Annotated in this window: 18 protein-coding genes; 13 read left to right on the forward strand and 5 right to left on the reverse strand. The window is 70.0% G+C overall.

Annotation, left to right across the window (positions count from 1 at the left end; all coding sequences use genetic code 11):
* Position 1: 1 nt before the first annotated feature.
* The 8 genes from FHS08_RS13670 to lnt all read left to right on the forward strand — a co-directional run bounded on the left by FHS08_RS13670 (position 2) and on the right by lnt (position 8989).
* On the forward strand, positions 2 to 964 hold the full coding sequence (locus tag FHS08_RS13670) for an FKBP-type peptidyl-prolyl cis-trans isomerase (RefSeq protein ID WP_167040306.1): 963 nt from the start codon (positions 2 to 4) through the stop codon (positions 962 to 964).
* Positions 965 to 994: 30 nt separating this feature from the next.
* A complete protein-coding gene (locus tag FHS08_RS13675; protein WP_167040308.1) occupies positions 995 to 1990 on the forward strand; it encodes a WYL domain-containing protein in 996 nt (331 codons plus the stop codon).
* The gene (locus tag FHS08_RS13680) at positions 1987 to 2949 is read left to right on the forward strand and encodes a helix-turn-helix transcriptional regulator (protein ID WP_167040310.1); all 963 of its coding nucleotides are present in this window, start codon (positions 1987 to 1989) and stop codon (positions 2947 to 2949) included. Before FHS08_RS13675 ends, FHS08_RS13680 begins: the two co-directional genes overlap by 4 nt.
* Before the next feature lie 71 nt (positions 2950 to 3020).
* Positions 3021 to 3275 (forward strand): Sec-independent protein translocase subunit TatA, encoded by a 255-nt coding sequence (gene tatA / locus FHS08_RS13685; RefSeq protein WP_167040312.1) that lies wholly within the window; start codon positions 3021 to 3023, stop codon positions 3273 to 3275.
* Between the two features lie 63 nt (positions 3276 to 3338).
* Positions 3339 to 4100 carry a twin-arginine translocase subunit TatC gene (gene tatC / locus FHS08_RS13690; RefSeq protein WP_167040314.1) on the forward strand — a complete coding sequence of 254 codons (762 nt, stop codon included), beginning with the start codon at positions 3339 to 3341 and terminating at the stop codon, positions 4098 to 4100.
* Positions 4097 to 6631, forward strand: a complete 2535-nt coding sequence (locus FHS08_RS13695) for a DEAD/DEAH box helicase (RefSeq protein WP_167040319.1) — start codon at positions 4097 to 4099, stop codon at positions 6629 to 6631. The genes tatC and FHS08_RS13695 overlap by 4 nt, the downstream gene beginning before the upstream one ends.
* A gap of 93 nt (positions 6632 to 6724) precedes the next feature.
* Entirely contained in the window at positions 6725 to 7342 is a 618-nt protein-coding gene (locus FHS08_RS13700; protein WP_243847523.1) for a sugar O-acetyltransferase, read from the forward strand.
* Between the two features lie 60 nt (positions 7343 to 7402).
* Positions 7403 to 8989, forward strand: a complete 1587-nt coding sequence (gene lnt / locus FHS08_RS13705) for an apolipoprotein N-acyltransferase (protein WP_341800424.1) — start codon at positions 7403 to 7405, stop codon at positions 8987 to 8989.
* On the opposite strand, the gene FHS08_RS13710 is transcribed toward lnt, so the two are convergent.
* The 4 genes from FHS08_RS13710 to FHS08_RS13725 form a co-directional block, all read right to left on the reverse strand.
* Positions 8979 to 9362, reverse strand: coding sequence for an RNA polymerase-binding protein RbpA (locus tag FHS08_RS13710; RefSeq protein WP_167040321.1), 384 nt, complete (start codon positions 9360 to 9362; stop codon positions 8979 to 8981). The genes lnt and FHS08_RS13710 overlap by 11 nt on opposite strands.
* Positions 9363 to 9498: 136 nt before the next feature.
* Positions 9499 to 10275 (reverse strand): glycerophosphodiester phosphodiesterase family protein, encoded by a 777-nt coding sequence (locus FHS08_RS13715; RefSeq protein ID WP_167040323.1) that lies wholly within the window; start codon positions 10273 to 10275, stop codon positions 9499 to 9501.
* Positions 10272 to 11255 carry an SPFH domain-containing protein gene (locus FHS08_RS13720; protein WP_167040325.1) on the reverse strand — a complete coding sequence of 328 codons (984 nt, stop codon included), beginning with the start codon at positions 11253 to 11255 and terminating at the stop codon, positions 10272 to 10274. The genes FHS08_RS13715 and FHS08_RS13720 overlap by 4 nt, the downstream gene beginning before the upstream one ends.
* Complete coding sequence (locus tag FHS08_RS13725; protein WP_341800425.1) at positions 11248 to 11754, reverse strand: NfeD family protein; 507 nt, start codon at positions 11752 to 11754, stop codon at positions 11248 to 11250. The genes FHS08_RS13720 and FHS08_RS13725 overlap by 8 nt, the downstream gene beginning before the upstream one ends.
* 131 nt (positions 11755 to 11885) lie before the next feature.
* On the opposite strand from FHS08_RS13725, the gene FHS08_RS13730 reads away from it, so the two are divergent.
* Positions 11886 to 12650 carry an SDR family oxidoreductase gene (locus tag FHS08_RS13730; RefSeq protein WP_167040327.1) on the forward strand — a complete coding sequence of 255 codons (765 nt, stop codon included), beginning with the start codon at positions 11886 to 11888 and terminating at the stop codon, positions 12648 to 12650.
* Between the two features lie 55 nt (positions 12651 to 12705).
* Here the strand turns inward: FHS08_RS13730 and FHS08_RS13735 are convergent, their stop codons facing one another.
* The gene (locus tag FHS08_RS13735; protein ID WP_167040329.1) at positions 12706 to 13263 is read right to left on the reverse strand and encodes an HdeD family acid-resistance protein; all 558 of its coding nucleotides are present in this window, start codon (positions 13261 to 13263) and stop codon (positions 12706 to 12708) included.
* Positions 13264 to 13422: 159 nt separating this feature from the next.
* On the opposite strand from FHS08_RS13735, the gene FHS08_RS13740 reads away from it, so the two are divergent.
* The 4 genes from FHS08_RS13740 (at position 13423) to FHS08_RS13755 (ending at position 16464) form a co-directional block, all read left to right on the forward strand.
* Complete coding sequence (locus FHS08_RS13740) at positions 13423 to 14016, forward strand: sulfite oxidase-like oxidoreductase (RefSeq protein ID WP_167040331.1); 594 nt, start codon at positions 13423 to 13425, stop codon at positions 14014 to 14016.
* The gene (locus FHS08_RS13745; RefSeq protein WP_341800426.1) at positions 14013 to 14729 is read left to right on the forward strand and encodes a ferredoxin reductase; all 717 of its coding nucleotides are present in this window, start codon (positions 14013 to 14015) and stop codon (positions 14727 to 14729) included. Before FHS08_RS13740 ends, FHS08_RS13745 begins: the two co-directional genes overlap by 4 nt.
* Entirely contained in the window at positions 14726 to 14983 is a 258-nt protein-coding gene (locus tag FHS08_RS13750; protein ID WP_167040333.1) for a DUF6510 family protein, read from the forward strand. The genes FHS08_RS13745 and FHS08_RS13750 overlap by 4 nt, the downstream gene beginning before the upstream one ends.
* A gap of 164 nt (positions 14984 to 15147) precedes the next feature.
* Complete coding sequence (locus tag FHS08_RS13755) at positions 15148 to 16464, forward strand: HNH endonuclease signature motif containing protein (RefSeq protein WP_243847524.1); 1317 nt, start codon at positions 15148 to 15150, stop codon at positions 16462 to 16464.
* The last annotated feature ends 38 nt before the right edge of the window (positions 16465 to 16502 follow it).

Consider the following 16502-nt stretch of genomic DNA (forward strand, 5'->3'; position numbering starts at 1 on the left):
GGTGCGCAAGATCCCTGCGGCCGTCGCCGCTCTCGCCCTCGTCGCCGTCGGCCTGGTCGGCTGCGCCGCAACAGGTCCGCAAGCCTGTGAGCGGCAGACCGAGTCGGCCCCCGCTGTCATGGACCTCATCTCGGTGTCGGGCGACGACTCGTCCGCGCCGAAGGTCGAGATCCCCGCGCCGCTGCGCACCGACGACGGCGGCTTCCGCGACGTCGTGACGGGCGAGGGGACGCCGATCACCTCCCCGTCGCAGCTCGTCGTGCTCGACGTGACGATCGTGGACGGCGCGACGGGCGAGACCGTGATCACGACGCCGTACGACGGCGATCTGTCCCGCGCGTTCGCGCTCTCGCGCTGGTCGCAGGGCTTCCCGACGTTCGAGGCGGCGCTCCAGTGCGCGACGGAGGGCTCGCGCGTCGCGATCGCGCTCGCGCCGGGCGACATCGAGCAGGAGACCGCCGCGGGGCTGGGCATCGGCGAGAAGGACTCGGCCGTCGCCGTCGTCGACGTGCGCAAGGTGTTCCTGTCGCGGGCGCAGGGCGCGCTCCAGTTCAACTCGGGCAACGGGCTGCCCGCCGTCGTGCGCGCGCCCGACGGACACCCCGGAGTCACGATCCCGGATGCCGCGCCCCCGACCGAGACGGTCGTCCAGACCCTCATCAAGGGGGATGGGGCCGTCGTCACCGCCGACGCCCCCGTGCGCGTGCACTACACGGGTCTCACGTGGGCCGACAAGAGCGTCTTCCAGTCGACGTGGGATGCCGATCCCGCCTCGGTGGCGCTCGACTCGGTCGTGCCCGGCTTCGCGCAGGCTGTGAAGGGGCAGACCGTCGGCTCGCAGGTCATGGTGGTCATCCCGCCGAAGGACGGCTACGGCGACCAGGCGCAGGGGTCCATCCCCGCGAACTCGACCCTCGTCTTCGTCATCGACATCCTCGGAATCGACGCGCCTGCGGCGCAGTAGGTTCGCTCGCCGCGACTCTAGGATGAGTGGGTGTCCGCGAAGCGCCCGTTCAAGAACCCGCCCGAGGAGCGGCTCGTCAACCTCGTCGTGGCTCTCACCTCCACGGAGCAGGGCCTCACGAAGGACACGATCCTGACGTCGGTCTCGGGCTATCGGGAGCAGACCGAGTCGGGCGCATCGAAGGACGCGCTCGAGAAGATGTTCGAGCGCGACAAGGAGAGCCTGCGCGGGCTGGGCGTTCCGATCGAGACGATCGGCGACTGGGCGGACCCCGACGACCTCAGGGAGGCGCGCTATCGCGTGCCGACGTCGGAATACGTCCTCCCGGACGACATCGAGTTCACGCCCGCCGAGATCGCGCTGCTCAACCTCGCGGGCGACGTGTGGAGTCAGGGCTCCATGTCGGACCAGGCGCGCAGCGGCCTGCGCAAGATCCGCGCGCTCGGCATCCCCGTCGACGAGCCGATCATCGGCTATTCGCCGCGCATCAGTCTCCGCGAGCCAGCGTTCCCGGCGCTGCAGCAGGCGATCGAGCAGTCGCGCGTCGTGAGCTTCCCGTATCTGAAGCCGGGCGAGCAGGCTCCCCGCCTGCGACGCGTCCAGCCCCTCGCGCTCGTCGAGTACGAAGGGCGCTGGCATGTCTTCGGCATCGATCAGGATGCCGCGGCCGACCGCACGTTCCTCCTCTCGCGCATCGTCGGCGAGGTCGCGATCACGCGCGAGGGCTTCGACCCGGCGCTGCGGGACGGGGCGGGCGACAAGGCGCGAGCGGGGATCGAAGCCGTCGCCGAGCGCCAGCGGGCGCTCCTGGAGGTGAGCCCCGGCACGGAGGCGGCGCTGCGGCTGAGCCGGCGTGCGGTGCCCGCCGAGCAGGGGATCCAGGTGCCCTATGTCGACGTGCACATCTTCGCCGACGAGCTCGCGTCGTACGGCCCGGAGGTGCGCGTCGTCGACCCCGCGTCGCTGCGCGAGGCCGTCATCGCCCGTCTCACGGCGACCGCCGCCGTCCACGGAGGTGCCGCATGACGGCGAAGAAGCCGCTCGTCGCGACGGACCGCGCCGCGATCCTCCTGCAGCTCGTTCCGTACCTCATCGGCAAGGGCGAGGTCTCGATCGCTCAGGCGGCCGAGGACTTCGACGTGACGCCCGCGCAGATGCGCGCGATGGTCGAGAAGCTCACCGTCATCGGGCTCCCCGGCAGCGGGGGGTACCACGGCATGCCGAACGAGCTGTTCGACATCGACTGGGAGCTGCTCGAGCGACAGGACGTCGTCGTCATCACGAACTCCGTCGCCCTCGAGCGCGCGCCCAAGCTCACGGCGCGCGAAGCGGCTGCCCTGCTCGCGGGGCTCCAGCTCGCGCGATCGCTTCCCGGCGTCGGCGACACCGCGCTGTTCGCGGGCCTTCTCGCGAAGCTCGCCCGCGGCGCGTCGGACACGCCGGCTGACGTCATCCTCGCTCCCGAGCCGGTCGACGCGGTCCGTGAAGCGGTCGCCCGCGCCGTGCGCGAGCGCGTCGCCGTCTCGTTCACCTACAAGGCTCCGGATGCCGCGCCCACGACGCGCACCGTCGATCCCGTCAAGGTGCACATCGCGGACGGCCAGTGGTACCTGCAGGGCTGGTGCCACCTGCGCCGCGCGATGCGGACGTTCCATCTCGACCGCGTGAGCGAGCTCGAGCTGACCGGCATCCCGAGCACGCACGGCGCGGAGCCCGCGCCCGCGTGGTTCGAGCCGGGGGAGGGAGACACCGTCGCGAGGATCCGCTTCGCGGCCTCGCTCGCGCCGCTGCTCGGCGACTACCTGCGCGGCGCGGAGATCGAGACGACGGGCGACGTGTCCACCGCGACGGTCCGGCTCGCCGACGAGCGGGCCCTGCGTCGCCTGGCGACGCGCCGGGGCGGAGCGGTCGAGATCCTCGAGCCCCTCAGCGCGCGGCGCGCTGCCGCCGAATGGGCGGCGGAAGGACTCGCGCTGTATCGCTGAAGGCGGGCGGCGTGTCGGCCTCCCGGAACCTCCGCGAGGTAGACTGAGGCGACCAACGGAAGGGATTCCCCATGGCAGGTCTGACAGGGTGGCACTTCCTGATCATCCTCGCGCTCATCCTCCTGCTCTTCGGCGCGGCCAAGCTTCCCGCGCTCGCGAAGAGCGTCGGCCAGTCCGCCCGCGTGTTCAAGGGCGAGATGAAGGCGATGAAGGACGAAGACGCGCAGGATGCGGCATCCTCCGCAGCGTCCACGACGTCGACCGAGGCCACCGTCAAGAACGAGGCGCCGTCGACTCAGGGCGGCACGACAGACACCAAGCTCTAGCCGGACGTGGCAACAGCCGGACCGCGGATCGAGGAACCCGAGTCACCGCGGCGCGAGAAGCGGATGACGCTCGCGCAGCATCTCGTCGAGCTGCGCAAGCGACTCATGATCGCAGCGGTCGCGCTCATCGCGGGCATGATCGCGGCGTTCTTCCTCACGGATCCCCTCATCTGGCTCATCACGGAGCCCATCCGCGTCATCGCGGAGACGACCGGCGACGAGGCGAAGGTCGAGCTGATGTTCACGACCGTGACGAGCGGCTTCGACCTGCGCCTGCGCATGTCGTTCGCGATCGGCCTGCTGCTGTCGGCACCCGTGTGGCTCTGGCAGGTATGGGCGTTCGTCATGCCCGGGCTCACGCGCAAGGAGATCCGCTACACGATCGGATTCGTCGCCGCGGCGATCCCGCTGTTCGTCGCCGGATGCTGGGTGGGCCTGCTGATCATGCCGCACATCGTCGAGCTCATGGCGTCGTTCGTGCCGAACGGCGGGGCCGCCTTCTTCGACGCGGCGTACTACTACGACTTCGTGCTCAAGCTCCTGCTCGTCGTCGGCGTCTCGTTCGTGCTTCCCGTGTTCCTCGTGGCGCTCAACCTGGCGGGGGTCGTGTCGGGCATGGCCATCCTGAAGGGATGGCGCGTCGCGGTGCTCGTCGCCGCCGTCTTCGCCGCGATCGCCACTCCGCCGGCCGACATCGTGTCGATGCTGCTGCTGGCCGGCATCCTCGTGGTGCTCTACTTCGCGGCGGCCGGGCTGTCGCTCGTCTTCGACCGCCGCCGTCGCAAGCGCGACGCGGCGATCCTGCCGCCCGAGGCCACCGCGTGACAGACCTCAGCCCCGCGGAGCGGTACGCGCAGGCGCAGGAGGAGCGATCCCACCCCGTCACGGCCGCGTTCGCGGCATCCCAGCGCTTCCGCCTCGACCCGTTCCAGATCGCAGGATGCCGCGCCCTCGAAGACGGCCGCAGCGTCCTGGTCGCAGCTCCGACGGGCGCAGGCAAGACGATCGTCGGGGAGTTCGCGATCCACCTCGCGATGCGCGAGCCCGCCGTCGGGGGCGTCGGCGACAAGGCGTTCTACACGACGCCCATGAAGGCGCTGTCGAATCAGAAGTTCCGCGAGCTCGTCGACGTCTACGGCGAGAGCGAGGTCGGGCTTCTCACGGGCGACACGAACATCAACGGCAACGCGCGGATCGTCGTCATGACGACCGAGGTGCTGCGCAACATGCTGTACGCGGACTCGCCCGCCCTCCGGGGCCTGCGCTACGTCGTCATGGACGAGGTGCACTACCTCGCGGACCGGTTCCGCGGCGCCGTGTGGGAAGAGGTCATCATCCACCTCCCCCCGCGTGTGCGGCTCGTCTCGCTGTCGGCGACGGTGTCGAACGCGGAGGAGTTCGGCGACTGGCTCGACACGGTGCGCGGCGACACCGAGGTGATCGTCTCCGAGACGCGTCCCGTGCCGCTGGAGCAGCACGTCCTCGTGCGCGGCGATCTGCTGCCCCTCTTCGACGACCGCGCGGGCATCGCGACGGCGCAGGTCAACCAGGAGCTCATGCGCATCCGGTCGTTCAAGGGCCCGAACTTCGAGAACAACCGCCGCGCGCAGGAGTTCCGCAGCAGCGGCGACCGAGGCGAGCGCGCACGGTACGCGTCGGGCGGCGGCAGGTACGAGGCGGCCCATCGTCGTCCTCAGAAGGGCGGCAGACGCCCCGTGCGCTCCGCCAACGTGCAGCGCATCGAGCGGCTCGATCGCCCCGACGTCGTGCACCTGCTGGGGCGCGCGAGCCTGCTGCCCGCCATCTTCTTCATCTTCAGCAGGGTCGGGTGCGACGCGGCGGTCCAGCAGGTCGCGCGCTCGGGCCTGCGGCTGACGACGCCCGAGGAGCGCGCGGAGATCCGGGCGGTCGTGGAGGAGCGGACGCGGTCGCTCCTGGAGGAGGATCTCGCGGTCCTCGGCTTCTGGGAGTGGCGCGAGAACCTCGAGCGCGGCATCGCGGCGCACCACGCGGGTCTCCTCCCGGCCTTCAAGGAGGTCGTCGAGGAGCTGTTCCAGCGCAAGCTCGTGAAGGTCGTCTTCGCGACCGAGACGCTCGCGCTCGGCATCAACATGCCCGCCCGCACCGTCGTGCTCGAGAAGCTCGAGAAGTTCAACGGCGAGGCTCGCGTCGCGATCACGTCGGGGGAGTACACGCAGCTCACGGGCCGCGCGGGCCGCCGTGGCATCGACGTCGAGGGACACGCCGTCATCCAGTGGACCGAGGGACTGGATCCGCAGGCCGTCGCGGCCCTCGCGTCGCGTCGCACCTATCCGCTGAACTCGAGCTTCCGGCCGACGTACAACATGGCCGTCAACCTCATCGACCAGTTCGGCCGCGCGAGGGCGCGCGAGATCCTCGAGTCCTCGTTCGCGCAGTTCCAGGCCGATCGAGCCGTCGTGGGGCTCGCCCGCCAGGTGAAGGAGCAGGAGGAGACCCTCGCCGGGTACGAGCGGGCGATGACGTGCGACCGCGGGAGCTTCCCCGAGTACTCCCGGATCCGCCGTGAGCTGAGCGACCTCGAGAAGACGGGGCGCCGGGACGCCAACGCGTCGCGCGCGACGCGAGACGCCCGGCTGCGGCAGATCGCGTCGCTGCGCAAGCAGCTGCAGCGGCATCCGTGTCACGAGTGTCCCGACCGCGAGCACCATGCGCGCTGGGCCGAGCGGTACTGGAAGCTCAAGCGCCAGATCGAGAAGCTTCGGCAGCAGATCGAGACGCGCACGGGAACCGTCGCGCGCATCTTCGACCGCGTCGTCGACGTGCTCGGCGAGCTCGACTACGTGCGTGTCGAGGACGACGGCCGCACGGTGCTCACGGATGCGGGCGCCACGATGCGACGCATCTACGGCGAGCGAGACCTCCTCGTCGCGGAGTCGCTGCGGACGGGGATCTGGAAGGAGCTGGATGCCGCGTCCCTCGCGTCTCTCGCATGCTGCCTCGTCTACGAGCCGCGGCGCGACGAGGCGGGTCCCGGCGAGCGGGGGCTTCCGCGAGGAGCCTTCCGCAGGGCGCTGAGCGACACGCAGGAGCTGTGGCAGCGGCTCGACGACCTCGAGCAGGACCACCGGCTACCCGGCACGGAGCCCGTCGCGACGGGACTCGCCCAGGCGATGCACTCCTGGGCGCGCGGCGTGCCGCTGGATCGCGTGCTCGTGGAGGCCGATCTCGCGGCCGGCGACTTCGTGCGCTGGGCGAAGCAGACGATCGACCTGCTCGACCAGCTGTCGATCGTCGCCGACGGTCCGGTCGCGACGACGGCGCGCAGGGCGCTGGACGCCGTGCGACGGGGGATCGTCGCGTACAGCTCCGTCTAGCTCCGTCTGGCCATCCTCATCCGTGCCGTCACTGGACGGGCGTCCCTCGCACGTATATGTTGGAGACACCAACATATACGTGCGAGGAGAGTCATGGCACAGCGAGAGCAGGCGTCCGGCGAGCGTATGGAGGCTCTGCTCGAAGCGGACGAAGACCTCCAGCACCTCATGGCCGGCGAGTGGATGCGCTACCGCACGTCACCCGCGCTCCAAGAGCTGACGTGGGAGGCGCAGTCGACGTGCGCCACGATCAACCGCATCTACTACGACGACGGCGTCGAGGCTCGGCGCCTGTTCCACGAGCTCGTGCCGGGCGCGGGGGAGGGCGTCGACTTCCGTCCACCCCTCAGCATCGACTACGGGATGCGCCTCGTCATCGGCGACAGGACCTTCATCAACGCCGACTTCCTCGTGATCGGCGGCGGCTCCGTCGTGATCGGAGCCGACTGCCTGATCGGTCCTCGGTGCGGCATCTACACGCCGAATCACGCTCTCGACATCGCACGTCGGCTCGAGGGCTGGGAGCTTCCGATGCCGGTCGTCATCGGAGACAACGTCTGGCTCGGCGGGTCCGTCACGATCACGCCCGGCGTCACGATCGGCGACAACAGCGTCATCGGGGCGGGCTCGGTCGTCACGAAGGACATCCCCGCGAACGTCATCGCGGTGGGCAACCCGTGCCGTCCGATCAGGCCCGTTCCGGAGAGCTGAGCCTCGCCGCCGTCGAGGCCGCGGCGGAGACGCGGACGGACGTCGCATAGGCTCTTCTCCGTGCCCGCGACCCGCCCGATCCTGCCACTGTGGGCGGCCGTCGTCGCAGCGGCAGCGGGCGGCCTCGTCCTGACGCTCGCGTTCCCTGCCCTCGCGTGGTGGCCCGTCGTGTTCGCGGCGGTGCCGCTCGTGCTCGTGAGCCTGGCCGGTCGCCGTGCATGGTCGGCGCTGCTCGTCGGCTTCGCCTTCGGCGCGGCGTTCTTCCTCGTGAACCTCTCGTTCACGGCGCGCTACCTCGGTCCCGTGCCCTGGATCGCGCTCTCGATGCTCGAGGCGATCCTCACGGCCGTGTGCGCCATCCCGATCGCCCTCGCGTACCGCTGGATGCCGCGGGCGAGCTCGGGGCGCTGGGTGCGGCTCATCGCACTGCCCGCCGTCGTGGCGGGGCTCTGGACGATGCGCGAGCAGCTGCTCGGGTCCTTCCCGTACGGCGGCTTCCCGTGGGGTCGCATCGGCGTGACGCAGGCGAACGGCCCGCTCGCCGATGTCACGTCGTGGGTGGGGATGTCGGGCCTGACGTTCCTCGTCGTCTTCGTGTGCGCCGCTGCGATCGAGTGGGCGCGCATCCGTTGGTTCGCAGACCTGCGCACGGCCCTGCCGGCCGTCGTGACGGCCCTCGTGCTGGTCGCGCTTCCCCAGTTCCCGACGGCGGCCGCAGGATCGCTCCGCGTCGGCGCCGTGCAGGGGAACGGCCCGGCAGGCTACTTCGACGATCGCGGCCCGTACGACGTCTTGAACGCGCAGCTGGAGGCGACCGAGCCGCTCGTCGGCGAGGACCTCGACGTGGTCCTGTGGCCGGAGGGAGGCGTGGACGGCGACCCCACGCAGAGCCTCGTCGCATCGACGGCGCTCGACGCCCTCGCGCGTCGCGTCGACGCTCCGCTCATCGTGAGCGCCGTGACGCAGCGCGGCGAGCTGTACTTCAACTCGTCGCTGCTGTGGGAGGCGGGCGCCGACAATCCCGTGCAGATGTACGACAAGCGGCATCCCGTGCCGTTCGGCGAGTACGTGCCGGACCGGCCGGTCTACAGCTTCTTCGCGCCCGACCTCATCGGCCTCATCCAGCGCGAGTACACCCCCGGCACGGTGCCGCCGATCTTCGACCTCGACGGCGTGGGGGTCGGTCTCGCGATCTGCTTCGACGTCATCTACGACGACGTCATCTGGGACGGCGCGAAGGCCGGAGCCCAGGTGTTCATGTTCCAGACGAACAACGCCGACTTCCGGGGCACGAGCGAGAACCTGCAGCAGCTCGCCTTCGCCCGCATGCGCGCGATCGAGACGGGACGGTCGGTCGTCAACATCTCGACCGTCGGCACGAGCCAGATCATCGCCCCCGACGGCTCGGAGATCAGCGGACTGCCTGCGGACGTCGCAGGGCATCTCCTGAGCGACGTGCCGCTGCGGACGGGGCTCACCCCCGCCGTCGTCATCGGGCCGTTCCTGCAGCTCGTGCTGGGCGGCGGGAGCCTCGTGGCGGTCGCCGCATTCGGCATCGCAGCGCGGCTCGCCCCCCCGGCGCAACGCGAAGACGCCGGCCTCCGAGGAGACCGGCGTCGCGTGAAGAGGTCCGGGATCAGGCTGTGAGCTTGTCGGCTGGGCCCTCGGCGGCGCCCCGTCGGGAGCGCACGTAGGCGAGGCGCTCCTCCAGGAGCTCCTCGAGCTCGGGGAGCGACCTGCGCTCCAGCAGCATGTCCCAGTGACTGCGGGGCGTCTTGTCGCCGGAGTGGTCGACCGTCGCGGTCGTGCCGTCGCCGATCTGACGCAGCGCCTCGGCACCGCACGTGCGGCACTCCCAGGCCTCGGGGACCTCTGCGTCTGCAGCGAACGTCAGGGTGGTGTCACGTCCGCACGACGTACAGGTATAGGTGTGCTGTGCGCGCTCATGGAACACGACGCCCTCTTCGCTCTGCAAGCTCTGGGCGCCGAGTCGGATGCCGCGCAGACTGCGGTCTGCCATTGTGTGGTCCTCTCGTCGCGGTATCAGGTATAACGAAGCGACCTGAGGGGATCATCCGAACGGGGCGCGCTGAGGGGGCATTCACAGTGGATGCACAGGGGCTGGAATCCGGCCCCTGGCTGGTGTTTCTCTCGCTTCAGCGCAGTGTCGCGATGGCGACGTCGGCGCGGTCGGTCACGATGCCGTCGACGCCGAGCGCGACGAGCCTGCGCATGTCGTCGGGATCGTCGACCGTCCACACGTGCACTTCGACGCCGTTCTCGTGCGCCGCGTCGACGAGGCGTCGGGAGAGCACGCGAAGGCTGCCGTGCCGCTCGGGGATCTGGAGTGCGTCGACGGACTGCAGCGTGCGGGCGGCGAGCCGTCGCGAGCGGAGGGCGACCGCCGAGAGGAGCCGAGCGATCGTCGCGGTGCCGGCGGAGGTCGCGGGACGGATGCCGCGTCCCGCGCGCTGCGCGGCATCCAGCGCGATCCGGCGCCTCTCGTCCGAGAAGCTCGTGAGCAGGACCCGCTCGCCGTGACCGGCGACGATGCGCCCGACCGGCTCTGCGGCGTTCGCAGCCTTCACGTCGAGGTTGAAGCGCGTCGTGGGGAAGGCGTCGAGCGCCTGCGCGAGCGTGATGAGCCCGCCCCGCGTCGCCATGAGATCGAAGAGCTCGCGCTCTGTCACGTCGGCGATGCGGCGAGGGTCGCCCGTCACGCGCGAGAGGTCGTCGTCGTGGAACAGGATGACCGTGCCGTCGCTCGTGAGGTGGCAGTCGGACTCGACGTACACCGCGCCAGCGGCGTGGGCGGCCGCGACGGCCGCGAACGAGTTCTCGGCGATGCCGTGGGACGCGGCATCCGGGGTCACGAGTCCGCGGTGGGCGAGCACTCGCGGCGTCGCAGAGCCCTCGAACCAGGGGTGCGTCACGGCGCGGGGGAGGAAGGCTCGGCGCGGGGCGCGGCATCCTTCTCCGCGGTCGCGGCGTTCTCCGTGCTCGCGCCCTTCTCCGCCGTCGCGCCGCCGAACGCGCCGCTGAGCCCTTTCAGCGCGTCGGTGAGCTCGCTCGGAACGATCCAGAGCTTGCTGGACGCGCTCGCGGCGATCTTCGGCAGCGTCTGGAGGTACTCGTAGGCGAGGAGCTTCTCGTCGGGGTTGCCGTTGTGGATCGCCCGGAAGACCGTCTCGATCGCTTCCGCCTCGCCCTGCGCGCGCAGGACGGCGGCCTGCTTGTCGCCCTCGGCGCGCAGGATCTCGGCTTGGCGGCGGCCCTCCGCCTCGAGGATCTGGGACTGCTTCGAGCCTTCGGACGTGAGGATGACGGCGCGGCGGTCGCGCTCCGCGCGCATCTGCTTCTCCATGGAGTCCTGGATCGAGTGCGGCGGGTCGATCGCCTTCAGCTCGACGCGCGAGACGCGCAGGCCCCACTTGCCCGTCGCCTCGTCGAGGACGAGGCGCAGCTGCCCGTTGATCTCGTCGCGGCTCGTGAGCGCCTCCTCGAGGTTGAGGCCGCCCACGACGTTGCGGAGCGTGGTCGTCGTGAGCTGCTCGACGGCGCTCAGGTAGTTCGCGATCTCGTACGTCGCCGCGCGCGCGTCGGTCACCTGGAAGTACACGACGGTGTCGATCGAGACGACGAGGTTGTCCTCCGTGATGACGGGCTGCGGCGGGAAGGAGACGACCTGCTCGCGCATGTCGACGAGCGGCCGCAGCCGGTCGATGAACGGCACGAGGAGATTGAGGCCGGGCGCCAGCGTGCGCTGATATCGGCCCAGCCGCTCCACGATCCCCGCGTACGCCTGCGGGATGATGCGGATCGAACGGAAGACCACGACGATCACGAAGATCGCCAGGACGATCAGCAGGACGATCACGAAGATCTGCCCGACGAATGCTCCGATGTCAACCATCGTCTGCGGTCCTCTCTCGGGGGGGTTCTTGCGAGGCGGGTGCGACCTCGACGGTCGCTCCGAGGACGGCGACAACGTGCACGCGCGTGCCCACGTCGAGCGTCGTCCCCGGGGCGGAGTCGGCGAGTCGCGCGGTCCAGGTCTCGCCGTTGTCGAGCCGGACGGACCCGTGCACGGACGTGACGGGAACGACGACCCGGCCGAGCATCCCGAAGAGCGCGTCGACGTTCATGGGCACGGCTTCCGAGCCGCGGTGGAGCAGCCTCAGCAGCAGCGGCCGGATCGTGAACAGCAGTAGGGCCGACAGAGCGGCGGCGAGCCCCACCTGCAGCCACCACGGACCGCCGAGCAGGTTGGTGCCGAGACCCCCGATGAGGGAGCCGGCCGCGAGCATGAGGAACGTGAACTCGAGGGTCAGCAACTCGATGATGATGAACAGGAGCGCGAGCACGAGCCATGCGATCCAGATGTACTCCGTGAGATCCGGCAGCAGCGCCACATCGCCTCCGTTCGGCCCGTGATGGAACCCTAACATCGGGGTCGGGGCATACGCCGTTGCTAGGCTCGACGTGGCCGTCGCCGCCCGCTCAGGGCCTGTGCAACACACTCGAACCATCCAGGAGCCGTTCCATGTCCCAGATCCTCCCTGCCGGCTCGCTGACCGGGAAGACCGCCCTCGTCACGGGGTCGTCGCGCGGAATCGGCGCAGACACCGTGCGCTACTTCGCCGAGGCGGGCGCGAGCGTCGTCGTCAACTTCCGCAACAAGGCGCCGCGGGCGCAGAAGCTCGCGAACGACCTGCGGGCGCTCGGGGTCGAGGTGCTCGTCGTCGGCGCCGACCTGACGGATGCCGATTCCGTGCAGGCCATGTTCGACGAGGTCGCGCGCACGTTCGGCTCTCTCGACGTCCTCGTGCTCAACGCCTCGGGCGGCATGGAGGCCGGCATGGCGGAGGACTACGCGCTGCAGCTCAACCGCGATGCGCAGGTGCGCGTGCTGGAGACGGCGCTGCCGCTGCTCGGCGAGGGTTCGCGCGTCGTGTTCGTCACGAGCCACCAGGCCCACTTCATCCGCACGACCCCGACGATGCCCGAGTACGAGCCGGTCGCGCTCTCGAAGCGCGCGGGGGAGGACGCTCTGCGAGAGCGCATCCCGTCGCTGGAGGAGAAGGGCATCGGCTTCACGGTCGTCTCGGGCGACATGATCGAGGGCACGATCACCGCGACCCTCCTCGAGCGGGCGAACCCCGGCGCGATCGCCGCGCGCCGCGAAGACGCCGGCAAGCTCTACAACGTCGCCGAGTTCGCAGCCGAGGTCGCCCGTGCCGCGATCGATCCCGTCCCGGCGGACAACACGCGCCTCGTCGGCGACATCGGATCGTTCGCGGGGGAGTAGGCGCCCGCACGAGGAACGGCCCCGGATCGCTCCGGGGCCGTTCCTCGTGCGCGGGTCAGACGCCGCGGCCGAAGGTGAAGGCGCGGACGATGTTCAGGATGCCGAGCACGATCAGGGCGATGCCCAGGAGCCACCACAGGACCGCCGCGCCCCAGAAGGGCGAGAACAGAAGCGTGATGCCCGCGATGATGCTGATGATCGCGAAGAAGATCGACCATGCCTTCGACGGCGCGTCACCGAGCGTCGAGAGGGCGACGATGCCCTCGACGATCCACATGATGCCGACGAGGATGCCGAGGAACACGGCGAGCCAGGCCGTCGTCTGCGCGAGGTTCAGGAATGCGACGATGCCCGCGATGATGAACACGACGCCGAGGGCGATGTGGCCCAGGCGCGACCATCCGCCCTTGTCCTTGCTGAAGATGCCGAGCCCGGCGTAGACCAGCCCTGCCGCGATCGCGTAGATCGCGATGATGGCGGCGACAACGACGGCGGTCTTCCCCGGCCAGACGAGGATCAGGATGCCGACGATGAGAGAGAGCACGCCTCCCACGCCGAGCGCCGTGCGGATGCCGTTGACTGCGGATTTGCCCGCTTCGGATGCGAGTGACATGACTGTCCCCTTCCTGGGAGTCTCCTGGGAGATTCACCCAGGCTAGACCCGCAGAATGCCCCGTGGGGCGACCCCCGCGCGTGTCGCCGATGAACGGATGGTGCACTCCGATGGCACGGAGCAGTCGCGCGACGTCCTCTCCGGGTCTACTTTTGCCCCATGGCGATCCTGTCTCGGGGCTTCGGCACGCGCCGCCGTGAGTCCGATCCGCGCCTTCCTCCCGGCCAGTACCTGACCGAAGACTTCCCGGTGCTCTCGGCCGGACCCACGCCCCGCATCGACCTGGGGGAGTGGCGGTTCACCCTCCGCACCGAGAAGGGGGCCTCGACGACCTGGACCTGGGAGGAGTTCCTCGCGCTTCCCGCCGAGGATGTCGCGACCGACATCCACTGCGTGACACGGTGGTCGAAGCTCGGCACCTCCTGGCGAGGAGTGTCGCTCGACACGATCTTCGCCGGCGTCGACAGCGATGTCACCTATGCGATGGCGCACTCGTACGGCGGGTACACGACGAACGTGCCGCTGGCCGATCTGCTCGGCGGCAGGGCCTGGATCGCGTACGAGTTCGACGGGAAGCCGCTCGATCCCGAGCACGGCGGCCCGGCCCGGCTGCTGGTGCCTCACCTGTACTTCTGGAAGAGCGCGAAGTGGATCCGCGCGATCGCGCTGCAGAGCCACGACGACCCGGGATTCTGGGAGCAGAACGGGTACCACCTCCACGGCGACCCCTGGACGGAGGAGCGCTACTGGTGAGTGCCTCGTGGCGTCCGGCTCGTGTCGTCGAGGCGACGCTCGCCACGTCGAGCGCCAGGATCCTGAGGCTCGCTGTTCCGGGCTGGGAGGGCTCGCTCGCGGGTCAGCACGTCGACGTCCGGCTCACGGCGGAGGACGGCTACCAGGCGGTGCGCTCGTACTCCCTGGGCGACGTGAGCACCGACGAGACGATCGAGATAGCCGTCGACGAGATCCCGGAGGGAGAGGTGTCTCCGTACCTCGTCCGCGACGTCCAGCCGGGCGACGAGGTCGAAGTGCTCGGCCCCCTCGGCGGCTACTTCGTGTGGCGCGCCGGCGACGACGCACCCGTGCAGCTCATCGCGGGCGGCTCGGGCATCGTGCCGCTGCGCGCGATGATACGGGCCCGGCTGGCCGCGGCATCCGGACCGCCCTTTCGGCTGCTGTACTCGGTGCGAGACCCGCGAGACGCGATCTATCGCGATGAGCTCGGGGAGCTTCCGGAGGAGATCCGTGTCGCGTGGGTGTACACGCGCGTGGCGCCGGCGGGGTGGCAGGGGAGGGTCGGACGACTCGACGGAGGGACCCTGGATGCTGCGGCGTTCCCCGTCGCGGACGACCCTGTCGTGTACGTGTGCGGGCCGACGGGTTTCGTCGAGTCGGTCGCCCAGAAGCTCGTGGCGCGAGGGCATCCGCCGCTGAGGATCAGGACCGAACGCTTCGGAGGTGCATGATGCAGGTCGAGCTCGTGGACGGGAACGCGCTCGCGGGCGCGCTGACGGAGGTGTTCGCCGCCGATGCGACGACGATCGAGGTCGAATGCGGCGGATGCGGCGCACGGCGTGCGCTCGCGGAGGCGGTCGTCGAGCGGGACGCAGCCGCGGCGATCGTGCGCTGCCGCGACTGCACGCACACGCTGCTGACGATTCTGCACGAAGGCGGAGGCATCCGTCTCGTGCTGGGGCAGGCGCGCAGCATGCGGGCCTGACGGCGCTCCGCTCGTCGCGTCGAGCCCGGGCGCGCGTCGATGCTCGGAGCGGCTCGATCGCACCATCGGCGATGATCGAGAGAGTGCCTATACCTTCGAAGGACATCGGAGCGTGACCGCGGAATCGGCTTGTCAGAGTCGAAGAAATATACTACCATGATCGCATGGACATGGACGCCGCGCTCGCACCCGGATCCGGTGCAGCAGTGTGGCGCGGCGACGAGGTCGAGGCCGTGGCGCAGTTCGTGCCCGATGCGTTGGATCTCGTCCTGGAGGTCGACGGCATGCTGGCGATCTTCGCCGCTGAGCGCTACTCGCGTGTCGATGCGATGCGGCGCGAGGCCGTCCGTGAGGCCGAGCTGCGTGGGTTGAGGGGCGATGTCGTCGAGCGCTCCGTGCGGCTGGAGATCGCAGCGGCACTGCGGATCACGGAACGCTCAGCGGGGATGCTGCTCGCCCGCGCGCAAGCGCTCGTCGAGCGCTACGCCGATGCCCTGGAGTCGCTGGGGCGCGGTCGGATGACCGAACGTCATGCCGAGATCCTCGCAGACGGCCTCGACGGCATCGATCCCGTGCTTCGAGAGCGATTGACGTCGGCCGCGGTGGAGCTGGCAGAGGCCGAGCCGGTCGGAGTGTTCCGTCGAAAGCTGGAGCACCTCATCGAGGATGCGCAGTCGGCGACCCTCGCACAACGACACGCGAAAGCGGTCGCGACGCGACGGGTCGCAGTGGAGACGCTCGCCGACGGGATGGCTCTTCTCGCCCTGTACGCTCCGGCGGTCGAAGTCCGTGCAGCCTTCGACCGCGCGACCGCGATGGCCGGGGCGTTGAGGCAGGGCGACGGCGAGGCTCGCACGCTCGACCAGCTGCGCGCAGACGTGCTGTGCGACCTGCTCATCGACGGAACCACGAGCAGTCATCCCAAGTCGGCGCGCGGCGTCCGCGCGAGCGTGGTCGTGACGGTGCCGGCGCTGTCGCTGCTCTCCGACGAGGCGGCGATGAACCGCGAACCGGCCAGGGTGGAAGGCGTCGGACCCATCTCGATCGAGAAGGCCCGAGAGCTCTGCGGAGGTTCGCGCGACTGGATGAGAGTGCTCACGCACCCCGAGACCGGGATGGTCGTCTCTGTCGGGCGGACGAAGTACCGCCCGCCCGCGGATCTGAGACGGCTCGTCAAGTGGCGCGCCGATCGTTGTCTCGCGCCCGGATGCGGCATCCCTGCCGATCGATGCGAGATAGACCACAGTCGAGCGTGGGCCGACGGCGGTGAGACCGCTCTGCAGAATCTGAACCCGTTCTGCACGGGGCACCACGTCGTCAAGGGCCACGGATCGTGGACGGTGCGACAGCTCCCGGACTCGGGCGGTGTCATGGAGTGGATCTCGCCGATGGGCCGGAGATACCTCGTCGAGCCCGAGCGGCGGGTTCCGGTGTTTCGAGACACCGCACCGACCGCCCAGACGGCTGCTCCGCCGTTCTGAGCCGACGTGCAATCGCCGATAATGCACATTATGTCAGA

It is taken from the genome of Microbacterium ulmi, assembly GCF_011759705.1.
Taxonomy (GTDB): Bacteria; Actinomycetota; Actinomycetes; order Actinomycetales; family Microbacteriaceae; genus Microbacterium; species Microbacterium ulmi.

What these genes read in the sequence shown, in the direction of transcription:
- FHS08_RS13680 (WP_167040310.1), top strand. Translation starts at nt 1,987, where the DNA reads ATGACGGCGAAGAAGCCGCTCGTCGCGACGGACCGCGCCGCGATCCTC.
- tatA (WP_167040312.1), top strand. Translation starts at nt 3,021, where the DNA reads ATGGCAGGTCTGACAGGGTGGCACTTCCTGATCATCCTCGCGCTCATC.
- tatC (WP_167040314.1), top strand. Translation starts at nt 3,339, where the DNA reads ATGACGCTCGCGCAGCATCTCGTCGAGCTGCGCAAGCGACTCATGATC.
- FHS08_RS13700 (WP_243847523.1), top strand. Translation starts at nt 6,725, where the DNA reads ATGGCACAGCGAGAGCAGGCGTCCGGCGAGCGTATGGAGGCTCTGCTC.
- FHS08_RS13710 (WP_167040321.1), bottom strand. Translation starts at nt 9,362, where the DNA reads ATGGCAGACCGCAGTCTGCGCGGCATCCGACTCGGCGCCCAGAGCTTG.
- FHS08_RS13720 (WP_167040325.1), bottom strand. Translation starts at nt 11,255, where the DNA reads ATGGTTGACATCGGAGCATTCGTCGGGCAGATCTTCGTGATCGTCCTG.
- FHS08_RS13730 (WP_167040327.1), top strand. Translation starts at nt 11,886, where the DNA reads ATGTCCCAGATCCTCCCTGCCGGCTCGCTGACCGGGAAGACCGCCCTC.
- FHS08_RS13735 (WP_167040329.1), bottom strand. Translation starts at nt 13,263, where the DNA reads ATGTCACTCGCATCCGAAGCGGGCAAATCCGCAGTCAACGGCATCCGC.
- FHS08_RS13740 (WP_167040331.1), top strand. Translation starts at nt 13,423, where the DNA reads ATGGCGATCCTGTCTCGGGGCTTCGGCACGCGCCGCCGTGAGTCCGAT.
- FHS08_RS13750 (WP_167040333.1), top strand. Translation starts at nt 14,726, where the DNA reads ATGATGCAGGTCGAGCTCGTGGACGGGAACGCGCTCGCGGGCGCGCTG.
- FHS08_RS13755 (WP_243847524.1), top strand. Translation starts at nt 15,148, where the DNA reads ATGGACATGGACGCCGCGCTCGCACCCGGATCCGGTGCAGCAGTGTGG.